Genomic DNA, 15,041 nt, shown 5'->3' on the forward strand with positions numbered 1-15,041 from the left:
GCTTCCTTCGGTAACCGGGTGGCCGGGGTCAGACGGTGGCGGCCGGCGGGGCGGCCTGGGGCGCGGGTTCGGCGGCGGCCGGGGAGGCGATCGTGGCCGTCAGGTTCTCGGTGACCGTGCCCGCCGGGGGCGGGGTCACCGCGGCGATGGCGGTGGTGACCACGCCGGCCGGCTCCGCGGTGTCGGCGACGACGTTGGTGTGGTCGACGACCTCACGGCGGGAGATCTTCCAGATCGTGGCGCTGGCGGCGATCAGGAAGACGGCGACCACGGCGGTGCCCCCGTCACCGAGATCCGTGACGGACTCGGCGCCCGCGCCGACCAGTGCGGCGGCCGGCAGGGTGAGCACCCAGGCGACGGCCATCCGGGTCGCGGTGGACCAGCGGACCACGCCGCCCTTGCGGCCGAGGCCCGCGCCCATCACCGAGCCGGAGACGACGTGCGTGGTGGAGAGGGAGAAGCCCAGGTGCGAGGAGGCCAGGATGGCGGTCGCGGCGCTGGTCTGGGCGGCGAAGCCCTGGCGCGGCTCCAGGTCGGTCAGGCCCGTGCCCATGGTGCGGATGATGCGCCAGCCGCCGATGTAGGTGCCGAGCGCGATGGCCAGACCGGCGGAGAGGATGACCCAGACCGGCGGGTTGGAGCCGGGGGAGATGGCGCCGCCCGCGATCAGCGCGAGGGTGATGATGCCCATCGTCTTCTGGGCGTCGTTGGTGCCGTGGGCGAGGGAGACCAGTCCGGCGGAGGCGATCTGCCCGGCCCGGTACCCCTTGCGGGTGGCCTCGCCCTCGGCCTTGCCGCCGATGCCGTAGGAGAAGCGGGTGGCCAGCATCGACGCGAGGCCCGCCACGACCGGCGCGGCGACCGCCGGGAGGAGCACCTTGGTGACGAGGACGTCACCGTGCACGGCGCCGAAGCCGGCGGAGGCGACGGTGGCGCCGATCAGACCGCCCATCAGGGCGTGCGAGGAACTGGACGGCAGGCCCACCAGCCAGGTCACCAGGTTCCAGAGGATCGCGCCGACCAGGGCCGCGAAGATGACCTCGGGGCGGATGCCGGACTCGTCGACGAGACCTTTGGAGATGGTGTTGGCGACCTCCACGGAGAGGAAGGCGCCCACCAGATTGAGGGCGGCGGACATGGCCACGGCGATCTTGGGCTTCAGAGCGCCTGTCGAGATCGTGGTGGCCATTGCGTTGGCGGTGTCGTGGAAACCGTTCGTGAAATCAAACGCGAGTGCGGTGACGACCACAATCGCGAGGATCAGCGAGAAGCTTTCCATTTACCCAGGCAATCTTTCGAGGTCATTGGCTGGACGAACGTAGGCAACCTGGATGAACAGAAGGTGAACTGGGGCGGGCGTGGGGGTGTCTGGGGAGGGGGGTTGATGTTCCGTTTCGCTCCGGTTCGGCACCGCCGTCCCAAGCGCCCCTTGGCTACCGGCTACGCGCGAAGACCCGCAGCCGGCTCGCGGACCCGTTGAAGAGATCCTGGTCACCCGGCAGCGGGCCCTCGGACTGGTACTGCCAGAACGTCCAGTAGTGCCACCCGCCGGGCAGCGTCCCCGGCTTCTTGGTGCCGTGCCGGGCGATCCACAGCGGATTGCTCTTCGAGAACGCACGGCTGTTGCCGGTGCACAGCTTCCACCACTGGGTCGTCGTGTAGATCACCGGGCGGCGGCCGGTCCCGCGCTTGACCTCGTCGCTGAAGGACCGGATCCAGCGGACCATGCGTTTCTTGCTCAGCCCGTAGCACTTGTGCTTCTTGCTGTACGGGTTGTACTCGATGTCGAGCGCCGGCGGCAGCGTCCAGCCGTCCGCCCGCCAGCCGCCGCCGTGCCGCACGAAGTACGCGGCCTGCTTGGCACCGGAGGACCGGTCCGGCAGGGCGAAGTGGTAGGCGCCCCGGACCAGGCCCTCCTTGTGCGCGCCGTTGTACTGCTGGGCGAAGTAGGGGTTGCGGTAGGTCGTGGACTCGGTCGCCTTGACGTAGACGAACCGCGCGCCCTTGGACCGGGACGCCGGCCAGCCGACGCGCTTCTGGTGCGACGAGACGTCGTGGCCGCGGGGCTTGCCCACGACCAGTGCCGGAGCTCCGGCCATCGCGGTCGTGGTGCTCGTGAGGGCGAGCGCAGCCGTGGCCGCCACGAGGAAGCCGGCGCGGCGACGGAGACGAGTGCGTTCACGGGCCATGTGTCTCCCCGGGTCGGCGGACGGAAGATCGTCCGGCGGGCAAGGGGGACCATTGAAGGCCTGGCGATCATCTGAATCGGCGCCCATTCGCGGCGATTCACCCCGACTTCCGCCTTTCGGGGGTACGCTCTTCCGGCCGGAAGAGCCCGCCCCGTCCCGGCCGACGGGCTCGGCTGGCAGGATCGCGGCATGGCTGAGCAGCGACAGGACGAGGAACGGGCACACCTCTGGGCGGAACTGGTCGCCACGGCACGGCGGACGGTAACCGAAGGGCTGGTGGTCGGCACCTCGGGCAATGTCTCGGCGCGCGTCGGGGACCTCGTGCTGGTCACCCCCTCGGGTGTGCCGTACGACCGGCTCGGCCCGGACGACCTCACCGGCGTCGACCTCAGCGGACGCCAGGTGCTCGGCACGCTCGCGCCGACCAGCGAACTGCCCATGCACCTCGCGGTCTACCGCACCACCGACGCCCGGGCGATCGTCCACACCCACGCCGTGCACGCCACGGCCGTCTCCACGCTCGTCCCCGAGCTTCCACTCGTCCACTACATGGCGGCCGCCCTCGGCGGCCCCGTCCGCGTCGCCCCCTACGCCACCTACGGCACCGACGAACTGGCCGAGCACATGCTCCGCGCCCTGGCCGACCGCTCCGGCTGCCTTCTGCGCAACCACGGCACGATCACCTACGGCACGACCCTCGCCGAGGCCTACGACCGCACCGCCCAGCTGGAATGGATGTGCCGCCTGTGGCTCACGGCGTCCTCCGTGCCGGGCCTGTCCCCCTCCCTGCTCACGCAGGAGCAACTGGCGGAGGCGGGGGAACGCTTGAAGGGGTACGGCCAACGCGCATGACCACGCATGACCACCGCGCATGACCACCGCGCATGACCACCGCGCATGACCACCACGCATGACCACCGCGCTCCGGCTCCGCCGACTTCCGGCTGGCCGGTGACGGCAACCCCCACGACACTGGAGCCGTGGGCACCGTAAAAGCGACCGCCACCGCAGTCACCGCGGTCCTCGCCGCAGGCATCGCGTCCGTCGCCGCCGGCCGGTTCGCCAGCGACGCCGCGCTGAAGGCGCCCGCCGGCCGCCCGCTGCCCACCGAACCCCGCCTCACCGTGCACGGCACGGCCGCCGGCCAGATCACGCTCACCCGCGACCTGGCCTCGCTGCGCCCCGGCACCTACGGGCTGGCCGGCGACGGCACCCACGCGGTCGTCGGACCGGTCCTGGAGGCGGCCCGGCACGCGGCCGACACCGTCGTACGACGCCTGGAACGCGTCACGCACGGCACGCTCACCTCCGGCGACACGGTGTGGCTCACCCCGAACCTGTACGTCGGCAACCCCCGCACCGCCCTCGGCCTCGACCACGCCGACATCGACGTGCCCGGCGAACTCGGCGAACTGCCCGCCTGGTTCGTGCCCGGCGCCCGGGACACCTGGGTGATCGCCGTGCACGGCCTCGGCACCACCCGCGAACAGGCCATGAACCTCATGAGCCGGCTGCACGCCCGCAAAGTGCCGGTCCTCGCGCTCGCCTACCGGGGCGACCTCGGCGCCCCGCGCCCGCCGGACGGACTGAACCACCTCGGCGAGACCGAGTGGCGCGACCTGGACGCGGCGATCCGCTACGCCGTCCGCTACGGCGCCCGCCGGGTCGTCCTGCTCGGCTGGTCCACCGGCGCCACCATGGCGCTGCGCGCCGCCGAGCGCTCCCCGGTGCGCGAGCGCATCGCCGGACTGGTCCTGGACTCGCCGGTGCTCAGCTGGGAGGTCACCCTGCGCGCCCTCGCCCGCGCCCGCCACACCCCGCCGCCGCTGCTGCCGCTCGCCGTACGGGCCGCACAGGGCCGGGCCGGTCTGCACGCCGACGGGTTCGCCGAGATCACCGACCCCGACCGGCTCGCCGTACCGACCCTGATCTTCCACGGCCCCGACGACCAGGTGGCCCCCTGGGACCTCTCCCGCCGCCTCGCCGCCCGCCGCCCCGACCTGATCGCCCTGCACTCCGTGCCGCAGGCCCCGCACGCGGCGATGTGGAACGCCGCTCCCGCGGAGTACGAGGAGCGGCTGCGCCGTTTCCTGACCCCGCTGGTGTGATCGCCGGTGCCGGACATTCCGTTTAACGCCGTACGACTGGCCTGATCATGCCTCCCCACCCGGCGTCGGCCCCCGTGCCTTGGCCAGTCCCGTCGCCCGCCGTGACATTCCGTTTGGGTTTTCGGACCGCCAACCGGAAGACTGCACCCGTGACGTCCCGTATCCCGCGCGACTCCAGGCTCCGACTCGTCCGACCGCGACCCCTGGCCGCCGCCCCCAGAGCTGTGAACCAGCGGCGCCCACGGCGCCCCGCACCCCGGCCGCCGGAGGGCACCCCCGCCCCCGCGGAACTGGCCAGAATGGCCCGCACCGGACTGGGCGGCCCGGTCCGCGTCGCCCGCTGGGCCGACACCGCGCTCGGCCCCGGCAGCGACGGCGCCACCGCCGACGGCAAGGCCACCCTCTCCGCCGCCACCGCCGAACGGGCCGCCGCCGACCTGGGCCTGAGCACCGCCGAGGTCCGCGCCGACTGGGACATCGCGCGCCTGTCCGGACTCGTCGAGGTGCACGGCGACAGCGCGCGCCCCGGCTGGCGGCTGCGCGCCTGGGACCGCGACGACAGCGCCGTGCTGCGCGGCTGGGTCGCCCTGTTCGACGCCTGGTCGCTGGCGTCCCCGGAACCCGAGGAGCATGAGCCGGCCGCCGTCGCCGAGGTCGTCTCGGCCATGCCCCAGGTGCTCTCCTTCCTCCAGCTGTCCGCCGGTCCCGTCCCGGTCGAGCAGCTGCTCGACCTGCTCCAGCAGCGGGTCACCGAACTGCGCACCGAGCGCTGCGAGGTCCCCTACGAGCCGGCCGCCCTGCCGCCCGCCGAGACCGACTTCGAACCCGCCGACGACAGCCTGCTCGCCCCGCTCCTCGACTGGGCGCTCAAGGCCCTCGTCTTCGTCGGCGCGCTGACCTACGGCGGCGGCCAGGCCACCCTCACCCCGCTCGGCAGCTGGGCGGTGTGGGTCAAGCTGGAGCAGATCTGCGTGGCCGCGCAGAGCCCGGCCGGCAACATCGAGCAGTCCGCCGAGGACATGCTCCGCGGCTGCGCCCAGCTGCGCCCCAACGCCGCCCGCGCCGAGTACCGCGCCTGGCTCGCCGCCCGCCCCGTCGGCAACGCCGTCACCGAGCTGATCCACGGCGCGCGCGGCGAGGACGCCCTGCTGCGCGGCCTGGCCTTCGAGGCCCTGCGTGTCGTCGGCGCCCCCGCGGAACCGGACGTACGCGCCGTCGTGGACGAGCCCGCCCTGCGGCCGTACGCCCTGCTGTGGCTCGCCGAGCACGACGGGGTCGACCCGGAGGACGCCCACGAGGTCCTCACCCGTGACGAGGCGACCTGGCTGTGGGTGGACACCGCGGCCGCCGTCGCCGACCACGGGGAGGCGCCGATGCTGGTCCGGCATCTGGAGTCCGCGCTGCAGCCCACGGTCCCCCAGCTGCTCGACGAGGTCCGCGCCGTCGGTCATCCGCGCACCGTGCAGGTGCTGGTCGCGCTCGCCGCCGCGCACCCCGACCCGGCCCTGGCCAAGGCCGTGCGCCGGGCCGCCTTCCAGGTGCACACCGGGGGGTGAACGGCGTGGGGGCCGCTCAGACGCCGATCTCCGGGGCGTACGTCCCGAAGCTCCAGATGTTGCCCTCGGCGTCGCGGGCCATGTAGTCCCGCGAGCCGTAGTCCTGGTCCGTCGGGGGCATCAGGATCTCCACGCCGTGCTCCAGGGCCCGCTGGTGGTGGGCGTCCACGTCGTCCACGACGACGTACACCCCGGTGGGACCGGAGTCCTTCATCGCCGCGTCGAAGCGGCCGCCGCGGCCCTTGGAACCGATCATCACCGCGCCGTTGCCCTGGGTCAGCTCGGCGTGCATCACCTTGCCGTCCTCCGTCTCGTACACCGAAAGCTCGGTGAAACCGAGGGCCTCCGTCAGCTGTTTGATCGCCGCCTTCGCGTCCGCGTACAGCAGCGAGGGATAGATGCTCGGCCGTCCGCCACCCGTGCCTGTCATTGCCGATCACTCCTTCGTACGCCTTCGTACGCCGGTTCTGTGGCGTCCCGTTCAGTGTTGCAGCCGCCACTGACAACGCCTCAGCGGAATGTGTCGCACTGCAACATGCCGCCGGTCTCGAAGCCCCGCCGGAACCACCGCTGCCGCTGCCGTGCCGACCCGTGCGTCCAGGTCTCCGGAGTCACCCGGCCCCGGAACCGCTCCTGGATCCGGTCGTCGTCCACGGCCGCCGCGGCGTCCAGCCCCAGCAGGTCCTGCACATGATGGCCGTACTCGTGCGCGATCACGTACGCCTGCGCGAAGGGGCCGCCGGCGGAGCCGAACTTCGAGCGCAGCTCGTCGAAGAAGCCCGGGTCCTGCACCTCGGAGGTGTCCAGGTCCGCGTCGTCGTCGAACTGCACGTGCCCTCCGCCCTCCGCCCGCGCCGCAACGTCCGTCGCCCGAAGCCTGGCGGCATCCTTACCCGCCGCGCCGCCATACCCGTGGACGAACACCCGAACGGGCGACTTCCCGCGCACCCCCGCCCCGGCACCCCGCCCCGTCCGCTACCCGCCACTACGCTCGGCGCCTGATCCGCGGCCGAGGACACCCCGACCCGCGGCCGCGGACACGGAAGGGGCGCAGGTGGCCACCCCACCACCCACCAGGCACACCACCCCCACCCCCGCAGCGCACCTCCTGACAGCGGGCCCGCCCCACGACACCTCGGCGACCCCGCCGCCCCCGGCCCCCGCCGCCCAGACCCCCACCGGCTCACGCGTCCCCGCGCCGGCCGGGCCGCCCGCGCCGCCCGCGCCGCCCGCGCCGGCCGCCTCGGCCCGAGCGCCGTACACCGGTCCCGGCGATCCGCCGCCCCACGCCCTGCGCCGCCCCCGACGCGCCACCCCCGCCCCCACCCCGCACATCCCGGACCTCACCACCGCGGACCCCACCACCGCCCACGGCCGCGACGCGCGCGTACCGCGCGTTCTCCGCGCGCCCTGCGACCTCCGTGTCCTCGCGGGCGTTCTCCTCGCCGTCGTGCTGCTCGGCCTGGCGCACCAGGCGCGACCCGTCGTCCCGTACGGGGACCGGCTCGTGTCCCACGCGCGCGTGGAGCGGCAGGCGGGTTCCGGAGCGTGGGTGGCACGGGCGCGCGGCGCCGCCGTGGTCGGCGCGGACACCCGCACCGGTGTGCCGCGCTGGCGGTACGCGCGCGTGGGGCACCGTCCGGTGGCCGTGCTGGCCGTGCGCCCCGAGGTGATCGCTCTCTGGGACGACGGGCTGCTCACCGACACCGACGGCCGGTCGGTCCGATGGCACCGGGCCCTGCCCGACGCGGCCGAGTGGCTCCCCTCACACGGCGGCACCGGCGTCCTGCGCTCCCTGGGGCACGGCATGCTCGCAGTCGTCGCCCCGCCCCGGGTCACCGCCTACCGCATGGCGGACGGCGATCTGCGCTGGCTGCTGCCCGCCGGCCCGAGCTGCGCCTTCCGCCCCGAGGGCGCCGTACGGCGCGGCGCGGCCCTGCTGATCGCCCAGCCGTGCGCGCGGGGCGCCTGGACGGGGCAGCTGGTGGCGCTGGACGACCTCGGGCGGATCACCCCGGACCGCACGCCCCTCGGCAACGATCTTCCCGGGCACGGGCCGAACGTGCGGGCGTAGAAAAACCGCTTGCACACCCCCGTTAGACTTCATCGCATGGCCATTCTCCTCGCGCATTAGACGGCGGGAACGTCCTCAGCCGTCCACCCGTCAACCTCTGTACGCCCTGGAGTCTGTCCGTGATCTCCGCCTCCGGTATCGAGCTGCGCGCCGGTGCCCGCATCCTCATCGAGAACGCCACCTTCCGTGTCGCCAAGGGCGACCGCATCGGCCTCGTCGGGCGCAACGGCGCCGGCAAGACCACGCTCACCAAGTGCCTGGCCGGAGAGGGCATCCCCGCCGCCGGCCAGATCGCCCGCTCCGGCGAGGTCGGCTATCTCCCGCAGGACCCCCGCACCGGCGATCTGGACGTCCTCGCCCGGGACCGGATCCTCTCCGCGCGCGGCCTCGACGTACTGCTGCGCAAGATGCGCGAGAACGAGCAGCGCATCGCCAACGGCCAGGGCGCCACCCGCGAGAAGGCCCTCAAGCAGTACGAGCGCCAGGAGACCGAGTTCCTCACCAAGGGCGGGTACGCCGCCGAGGCCGAGGCCGCCACCATCGCCGCCGCGCTGAACCTGCCCGACCGCGTCCTCGGCCAGCCCCTGCACACGCTCTCCGGCGGTCAGCGCCGCCGTATCGAGCTGGCCCGCATCCTCTTCTCCGACGCGGACACCCTGCTCCTCGACGAGCCCACCAACCACCTCGACGCGGACTCGATCATCTGGCTGCGGGACTACCTGAAGACCTACCGCGGCGGCTTCATCGTGATCTCCCACGACGTCGACCTGGTCGAGACGGTGGTCAACAAGGTGTTCTACCTGGACGCCAACCGCGCCCAGATCGACGTCTACAACATGGGCTGGAAGCTCTACCAGCAGCAGCGCGAGGCCGACGAGAAGCGCCGCAAGCGGGAGCGCGCCAACGCCGAGAAGAAGGCCGCCGCCCTCAACGCGCAGGCCGACAAGATGCGCGCCAAGGCCACCAAGACGGTCGCCGCGCAGAACATGGCCCGCCGCGCCGACAAGCTGCTCTCCGGTCTGGACGCCGTCCGCCAGTCCGACAAGGTCGCAAGGCTCCGCTTCCCGGAGCCCGCGCCCTGCGGCAAGACCCCGCTGATGGCCGAGGGCCTGTCGAAGTCCTACGGATCGCTGGAGATCTTCACCGACGTCGACCTCGCCATCGACAAGGGCTCCCGGGTCGTCATCCTCGGCCTCAACGGCGCCGGCAAGACGACCCTGCTGCGTCTGCTCGGCGGGGTCGAGACGCCCGACACCGGCGAGGTCGTCCCCGGTCACGGCCTCAAGCTCGGCTACTACGCCCAGGAGCACGAGACCCTCGACCCCGAGCGCACCGTCCTGGAGAACATGCGCTCGTCCGCCCCGGACCTGGACCTGGTCGAGGTCCGCAAGGTGCTGGGCTCGTTCCTGTTCTCCGGCGACGACGTCGACAAGCCCGCCGGTGTCCTCTCCGGTGGCGAGAAGACCCGGCTCGCACTGGCCACCCTGGTCGTCTCCTCGGCGAACGTGCTCCTGCTCGACGAGCCGACCAACAACCTCGACCCCGCGAGCCGCGAGGAGATCCTCGGCGCGCTGCGCACCTACAAGGGCGCGGTCGTCCTCGTCACCCACGACGAGGGTGCCGTCGAGGCGCTCCAGCCCGAGCGGATCATCCTGCTGCCGGACGGCGTCGAGGACCTGTGGGGCGCCGACTACGCGGATCTCGTCGCCCTGGCGTGATCGAAGGTTTGATCCACTGCGTATGGATCATTCGGCTCATCCGTGATCCATCATCTGTGTGAGATCTCCTCGTACCGGGGTGTGTCGTACACGAATTTTCCGGCCGATCCCTTGCGTGCCAAGGGGTCGGCCGTTTCGCGTCGCTGACCTGGCACTTCGCGGATCCACCCGGACGGCCCCGTGGAGATCACTCGTTGGAATTCCTCATTCCGATTGTGGGGATCCACTCCTGTCGTCACAACGATGTCTCACGGACCTTGCCGAATGGGTGGCCATCACGCCGAAGAGGGGTGATCATGAGGAGACCAGAGCGCACTTCCCATGAGGAGGCACGGGTGGCCGAGACTCTGAAGAAGGGCAGCCGGGTGACCGGCGCCGCGCGCGACAAGCTCGCGGCAGACCTGAAGAAGAAGTACGACTCCGGTGCGAGCATCCGGGCGCTGGCCGAGGAGACCGGCCGCTCGTATGGCTTTGTGCACCGGATGCTCACCGAGTCGGGTGTCGTCCTGCGTGGGCGTGGCGGAGCGACCCGGGGCAAGAAGGCCGCCTCGGTCTGACGCCGGGCGGTCCATCGACTTCGATGGTGGCCACCCGGTCGGCGATCTGATCGGCCGGGTGGTTACTGTGCAGTCACTTAAGCATGCGCTGCATGCCCGGATGACCGCACCCATCGGAGGCGCCCCATGGCTTCGCCCGACCAGGACCTCGCTCCTGTACTCGACACGGACGGCGTACGGCTCACCGTCGACGACGCGCTCGCCACGGTGACGCTGGCCAACCCGGCCAAGCGCAACGCGCAGAGCCCCGCCCTGTGGCGGGCGCTCACCGAGGCCGGGCGGCTGCTGCCGGGCTCCGTCCGTGTCGTCGTGCTGCGCGGCGAGGGCAAGTCCTTCTCCGCCGGGCTGGACCGGCAGATGTTCACCCCGGAGGGGATCGCGGGCGAGCCGACCTTCATCGATCTCGCGCGCCGTGACGACGCCGGGCTCGACGCGAGCATCGCCGAGTTCCAGGAGGCGTTCACCTGGTGGCGGCGGAACGACATCGTGTCCATCGCCGCCGTGCAGGGGCACGCCATCGGGGCCGGCTTCCAGCTGGCACTCGCGTGCGATCTGCGGGTCGTCGCGGACGACGTGCAGTTCGCCATGCGCGAGACCAGCCTCGGCCTCGTACCCGACCTGACCGGCACGCACCCGCTGGTCGGTCTCGTCGGCTATGCCCGCGCCCTGGAGATCTGCGCCACCGGACGGTTCGTCGGCGCGGCGGAATCCGTGGCGAGCGGACTGGCCAACGTCGCCGTGCCGGCGGCCGAACTCGACGCGGCGGCCGGGGACTTGGCCGCGGCCCTGGTGGCCGCGCCGCGGGACGCCGTCGTGGAGACCAAGGCGTTGCTGCGGGGCGCGGTGGACCGTACGTACGACGAGCAGCGCGCGGCCGAGCGGGCTGCTCAGGCCCGGCGGCTCCGGGAACTGGCCGGGCTCGGCGAGTAACCCCCGCGCCGGACGATCGCGGTCACCAGCACCGCCACCGTCGGCCCGTCCTGAAGCGCATCCCGTACGGCCGCGCGGACCTGGCGGGCCACCTCGATGGTCCGGTGGTCCGCGGCCGTCGCCAGCTCCACGCGCACATGCCGGTGCGGCAAGGCCGCGTCGGTCGTACGTTCTTCCAGGTGCACGCCGGGGCCACGGCCGCCGAGGCAGGCCGTCAGCCCGGTCACGCCGGGGACGGCGAGGGCGGCCGCGGCCACGCGCGCCTCGTCCGCACCGGCCGGCCCGCCCGCGGGCACCGGCCGTGGTGCGCGGACCTCCACCGGCGGCTCCGCCGTGTCCAGCAGGTCGGTCACCCGCAGGTCCACCTCGGACACCACGAGCCCGAGCAGCTGCGTTGCGGCCGTCGCCAGCGTGCGCCGCAGCCGGGACGCCACCGTGGGCAGCGGTTCGGCCGCCGTCGCGACGAAGTCCGCCGTCAGCCGCAGCGCGCCCGGCGGCAGCGCGCTCGGCGGAGCCGGTACGAGGGGCTCGTACGCCTCTTCCGCCGCGGCGAGCGAGAGCCGCAGCGCGCCCAGCCGCACCCCCGGCACCCCGATCGCCGCCGCACGTGCCAGTTCCGCCGCCGCCGCGCCCTCGGCGATCCACGCGCCGTCGCGCGGCCCGCCGAGCGGCAGCAGCCGGCCCAGCCCCACCTGGCGCCGTACTGACTCTGTCCACCGGTCCGCCGTCATTCCACCAGCCTGCCGTATCACCGGCGCGCGGCCGGGGAACCTTGCATACGGTGGGCTGAGGACGATCGAAGGGGACGACCACCGAAAGGGACGTACGGCGATGACCGACATGACGACGACCCCCGAGGGCGACGGGGAACCTCAGGTGTCGACCCGCAAGACCACCCGGCGCGGCGGCGGTGATCCGGCGACCCGGGGACGGACGACCATTGCCGACGGTGTCGTGGAGAAGATCGCCGGGGTCGCCGCCCGCGACGTCGTCGGCGTCTATGCCATGGGCAGTGGCCTCGCCCGCACCTTCGGCGCCGTGCGCGACCGGGTACCCGGCGGTTCCAAGTCGGTGACCCGGGGCGTGAAGGCCGAGGTCGGCGAGGTACAGACCGCGCTCGACCTGGAGATCGTCGTGGACTACGGGGTCTCCATCGGCGATGTCTCCCGCGCCGTACGGGAGAACGTGATCGCCGCCGTGGAACGCATGACCGGACTGGAAGTGGTCGAGGTCAACATCGCGGTCAGCGATGTGAAGCTGCCCGACGAAGAGGACGAGGAGTCCGAGCCGCCGCGCATCCAGTGACGCAACGGCGACCCGACACCGCACACCCGACGAGCTGAGGAGTGCTGTATGAGCATGGCCGTGGTCGGCATGATCGCCGGAATGGCGCTGGGATTCGCCGGGTACTTCGGCGGCTTCGGTGCCTTTCTGCTGGTGGCGGCGCTGGGCGCGATCGGGTTCGTCGTCGGCCGGTTCGCGGAGGGCGACCTGGAACTGGGTGACTTCTTCCGCACCCGCGACGACCGGCGCGACCGGCGGCGGTGACCGGCGGTGACCGTCGAGACCGGCGCGGTGCGCCCGCCGTCGGCGCTCGTCCCGCCCGGTGAGCGCGGTGCCACCCGGATCGCCGACCGGGTCGTCGCGAAGATCGCCGCGCAGGCCGCCCGTGAGGCGCTGCCGCCGCTGCCCGCCGACGCCGCCCTCCCGCACACGACGGTCGTCGTCTCCCGCCCTCGCGCGAGCGGCACGGCCGCCCCGGACACCGCCCGCGTCAGCGTCCATCTCGAACTCGGCTACCCCTGCGACATCGGCACCCACTGCGCCGCCGTGCGTCGCCATGTCGCCGAGCGGGTAAGCGCGTTGGTGGACATGACGGTGACCGAGGTCGCCGTCCACGTCGAACGGCTGCACCCGGCACCGCACGGGAGGGCGTGATGAGCGAGCCGCGGACGACCACCCCGACCCTCGACAAGGACCCCGCCCCGCCGCCGCCCGCCGTCGGCGGCAGCGGCCGCTTCTGGTCACCGCGCCGCGTCCCGGCCGCCGCCGTCGCGGTCCTGCTGCTGGCCGGCGCCGGCCTTCTGCTGTACGACATCGCCGCCGTACGCGCCCGTCACCCGGCGATGCACTGGCGCCGCGCACTGGCCCGGCAACTGGCCGAACGGCCCCTGGACGACACCTGGGTGCTGACCGGCGCGGCCGTCGCCGCCGTACTCGGCCTGTGGCTGATCGCCCTCGCGGTCACCCCCGGCCTGCGCCACCTGCTGCCCATGCGCCGCCCGCACCCCGACATCCGCGCCGCACTCGACCGGGAAGCCGCCTCGCTGCTGCTGCGCGACCGCGCCGTCGACGTGTCCGGGGTCCGGTCCGTCCGGGTGCGGATGCGCCGCCGGAGGGCCGACGTCCGCGCCGTCTCGCACTTCCGTCCCCTGGACGACGTACGCGCCGACCTGGACACCGTGCTCGCGGACACGGTCCGGGGCCTCGGCCTGGACCGGCCGCCCGCGCTGTCCCTCCGGGTGACCCGGCCCGGACGGAAGAGGTGACGGCGATGCGCGCGGGTGTCCTGCACCGTGTCCTGCTGGCCCTCGTCGGCCTGGTCCTGCTCCTGCTCGGCGGCGCGGTGCTGGCCGTGGGCCTGGGCGCGCCGCCGCCCTCCTGGTGGATCCACTCCGGCCCGCACGACGTCCTGCTCACCGAGGCCGAACGCACCCGGTGGCGGGGCGCCGGCTGGTGGTGGCCGGCCGTCCTCGCCACCCTGGCGATCGCCGTCCTGCTGGCCCTGTGGTGGCTGACCGCGATCCTGCGCCGCCGCCGGCCGGCCGAGGTCCTCGTCGACACCGGCGACGGCGACCGGGCCCTGGTGCGCGGCCGGGCCCTGGAGTCCGCCCTCGCCCATGACGGCGCCCTGCAGCAGGGCGTGGCCCACGCGGAGGTCCTCCTGCACGGCCGCGGTACGACACCCGCGGCACGGATCTGGCTCCAACTGGAGCCGTACGTGGACCCGTCGACGGCCCTGAGCGAGTTCACGGCCCACGCCCTGACCCACGCACGCGAGTCGGCACGCCTCACGTCCCTGCCGGCGGAGGTGCGGCTGAGAGCCGTCAAGCACCGTGCGGAAAGGGTCACTTGACGACTCCCGCCCGCTAGAACCCGCGCCGCATACCCCCGTCCACCGGCAGCATGACGCCACTCAGATAGGAAGCCGCCGGGGACAGCAGGAACGTCGCGACCTTGCCGAACTCCTCCGGTGCCCCGTACCTGCGCAGTGGGATCCGGGACTCGTTCGCGGCCCGTGTCGCCTCGGGATCCGCGGACAACCCGTCCAGCTCGCGCACGCGATCCGTGTCGATGCGCGACGGCAGCAGCCCCAGCACCCGGATCCCGCGCGGCCCCAGCTCGTCCGCGAGCGACTTGGCGAACCCGGCGAGACCGGGCCGCAGCCCGTTGGAGATGGTCAGCCCAGGAATCGGCTCGTGCACCGACGCCGACAGCACGAATCCGATGACCCCGCCCGGCTCCAGCTCGCCCGCCGCCGCCCGCGCGAGCCGCACCGCGCCGAGGAACACCGACTCGAAGGCGTCCCGCCACTGCTCGTCGGTATTGTCCGCGACGAATCCGGGCGGCGGCCCGCCCACGCTCACCAGCACGCCGTGGAAGCCGCCGAAGTGCTCACGGGCGGCCGCGACCAGCCGCTCGGGAGCGTCGGCGTCGGCGTTGTCCACGGCCACGCCGACCGCGTTCGGGCCCAGTCCGGCGGCGGCCTCGGCCACCCGCTCCTTGTCCCGGCCGCTGATCACGACCTTCGCCCCGTCGGCGACGAGTTCCCGCGCGGCTGCGTTGCCCAGCCCGCGGGTCGCCCCGGTGACGACGTACACCCGGTCCTTCAGTCCAAGATCCATGGCC

Annotated in this window: 17 protein-coding genes and 1 pseudogene; 12 read left to right on the forward strand and 6 right to left on the reverse strand. The window is 73.2% G+C overall.

Translation table 11 applies throughout. The annotated features are described in order from the left end of the window. Positions 1-28: 28 nt before the first annotated feature. Both IE277_RS31905 and IE277_RS31910 read right to left on the reverse strand, forming a co-directional pair. On the reverse strand, positions 29-1,279 hold the full coding sequence (locus IE277_RS31905) for an inorganic phosphate transporter (protein WP_189957196.1): 1,251 nt from the start codon (positions 1,277-1,279) through the stop codon (positions 29-31). A 154-nt stretch (positions 1,280-1,433) separates the two neighbouring features. Beyond that, positions 1,434-2,189, reverse strand: coding sequence for a lysozyme (locus tag IE277_RS31910; protein WP_189957197.1), 756 nt, complete (start codon positions 2,187-2,189; stop codon positions 1,434-1,436). Between the two features lie 189 nt (positions 2,190-2,378). Here IE277_RS31910 and IE277_RS31915 point away from each other — a divergent pair, with 189 nt between their 5' ends. From IE277_RS31915 to IE277_RS31925, 3 genes are all read left to right on the forward strand, one after another. Continuing rightward, complete coding sequence (locus tag IE277_RS31915; protein ID WP_189957198.1) at positions 2,379-3,041, forward strand: class II aldolase/adducin family protein; 663 nt, start codon at positions 2,379-2,381, stop codon at positions 3,039-3,041. Between the two features lie 128 nt (positions 3,042-3,169). Continuing rightward, on the forward strand, positions 3,170-4,297 hold the full coding sequence (locus IE277_RS31920) for an alpha/beta hydrolase (protein ID WP_189957199.1): 1,128 nt from the start codon (positions 3,170-3,172) through the stop codon (positions 4,295-4,297). Between the two features lie 149 nt (positions 4,298-4,446). After that, positions 4,447-5,853, forward strand: a complete 1,407-nt coding sequence (locus IE277_RS31925) for a hypothetical protein (protein ID WP_189957200.1) — start codon at positions 4,447-4,449, stop codon at positions 5,851-5,853. Between the two features lie 16 nt (positions 5,854-5,869). Here IE277_RS31925 and IE277_RS31930 read toward each other — a convergent pair whose 3' ends face one another. Together IE277_RS31930 and IE277_RS31935 are read right to left on the reverse strand one after the other, a co-directional pair. Continuing rightward, on the reverse strand, positions 5,870-6,283 hold the full coding sequence (locus IE277_RS31930) for a VOC family protein (RefSeq protein WP_189957201.1): 414 nt from the start codon (positions 6,281-6,283) through the stop codon (positions 5,870-5,872). A gap of 80 nt (positions 6,284-6,363) precedes the next feature. Next, a pseudogene (locus IE277_RS31935) lies at positions 6,364-6,639 on the reverse strand (neutral zinc metallopeptidase); the annotation flags it as partial. Positions 6,640-6,907: 268 nt separating this feature from the next. Here IE277_RS31935 and IE277_RS47815 point away from each other — a divergent pair. From IE277_RS47815 to IE277_RS31955, 4 genes are all read left to right on the forward strand, one after another. Beyond that, on the forward strand, positions 6,908-7,927 hold the full coding sequence (locus IE277_RS47815; protein ID WP_229882113.1) for a hypothetical protein: 1,020 nt from the start codon (positions 6,908-6,910) through the stop codon (positions 7,925-7,927). 119 nt (positions 7,928-8,046) lie between these two features. Further along, positions 8,047-9,645, forward strand: coding sequence for an ABC-F family ATP-binding cassette domain-containing protein (locus IE277_RS31945; RefSeq protein WP_189957202.1), 1,599 nt, complete (start codon positions 8,047-8,049; stop codon positions 9,643-9,645). 335 nt (positions 9,646-9,980) lie between these two features. Continuing rightward, entirely contained in the window at positions 9,981-10,202 is a 222-nt protein-coding gene (locus IE277_RS31950) for a helix-turn-helix domain-containing protein (protein ID WP_023551707.1), read from the forward strand. Between the two features lie 126 nt (positions 10,203-10,328). Continuing rightward, entirely contained in the window at positions 10,329-11,132 is an 804-nt protein-coding gene (locus IE277_RS31955; protein ID WP_189957203.1) for an enoyl-CoA hydratase/isomerase family protein, read from the forward strand. Here the strand turns inward: IE277_RS31955 and IE277_RS31960 are convergent. Then, entirely contained in the window at positions 11,090-11,863 is a 774-nt protein-coding gene (locus IE277_RS31960; RefSeq protein WP_189957204.1) for a nucleopolyhedrovirus P10 family protein, read from the reverse strand. The two genes, IE277_RS31955 and IE277_RS31960, sit on opposite strands and share 43 nt — an antisense overlap. A 100-nt stretch (positions 11,864-11,963) precedes the next feature. On the opposite strand from IE277_RS31960, the gene IE277_RS31965 reads away from it, so the two are divergent. The 5 genes from IE277_RS31965 to amaP are packed head-to-tail and all read left to right on the forward strand — an operon-like array spanning position 11,964 to position 14,268. Further along, positions 11,964-12,437, forward strand: a complete 474-nt coding sequence (locus IE277_RS31965; protein WP_189957205.1) for an Asp23/Gls24 family envelope stress response protein — start codon at positions 11,964-11,966, stop codon at positions 12,435-12,437. A gap of 48 nt (positions 12,438-12,485) precedes the next feature. Next, positions 12,486-12,680 carry a hypothetical protein gene (locus IE277_RS31970; RefSeq protein ID WP_053654947.1) on the forward strand — a complete coding sequence of 65 codons (195 nt, stop codon included), beginning with the start codon at positions 12,486-12,488 and terminating at the stop codon, positions 12,678-12,680. Between the two features lie 6 nt (positions 12,681-12,686). Next, complete coding sequence (locus IE277_RS31975; protein ID WP_189957206.1) at positions 12,687-13,070, forward strand: Asp23/Gls24 family envelope stress response protein; 384 nt, start codon at positions 12,687-12,689, stop codon at positions 13,068-13,070. Next, entirely contained in the window at positions 13,070-13,681 is a 612-nt protein-coding gene (locus IE277_RS31980; RefSeq protein WP_229882111.1) for a DUF6286 domain-containing protein, read from the forward strand. Before IE277_RS31975 ends, IE277_RS31980 begins: the two co-directional genes overlap by 1 nt. A 5-nt stretch (positions 13,682-13,686) precedes the next feature. Continuing rightward, entirely contained in the window at positions 13,687-14,268 is a 582-nt protein-coding gene (amaP, locus tag IE277_RS31985; protein WP_189957207.1) for an alkaline shock response membrane anchor protein AmaP, read from the forward strand. 13 nt (positions 14,269-14,281) lie between these two features. Here the strand turns inward: amaP and IE277_RS31990 are convergent, their stop codons facing one another. Further along, a complete protein-coding gene (locus IE277_RS31990; RefSeq protein WP_189957208.1) occupies positions 14,282-15,037 on the reverse strand; it encodes an SDR family oxidoreductase in 756 nt (251 codons plus the stop codon). Between the last annotated feature and the right edge of the window lie 4 nt (positions 15,038-15,041).

It is taken from the genome of Streptomyces alanosinicus (assembly GCF_014650595.1).
Taxonomy (GTDB): Bacteria; Actinomycetota; Actinomycetes; order Streptomycetales; family Streptomycetaceae; genus Streptomyces; species Streptomyces alanosinicus.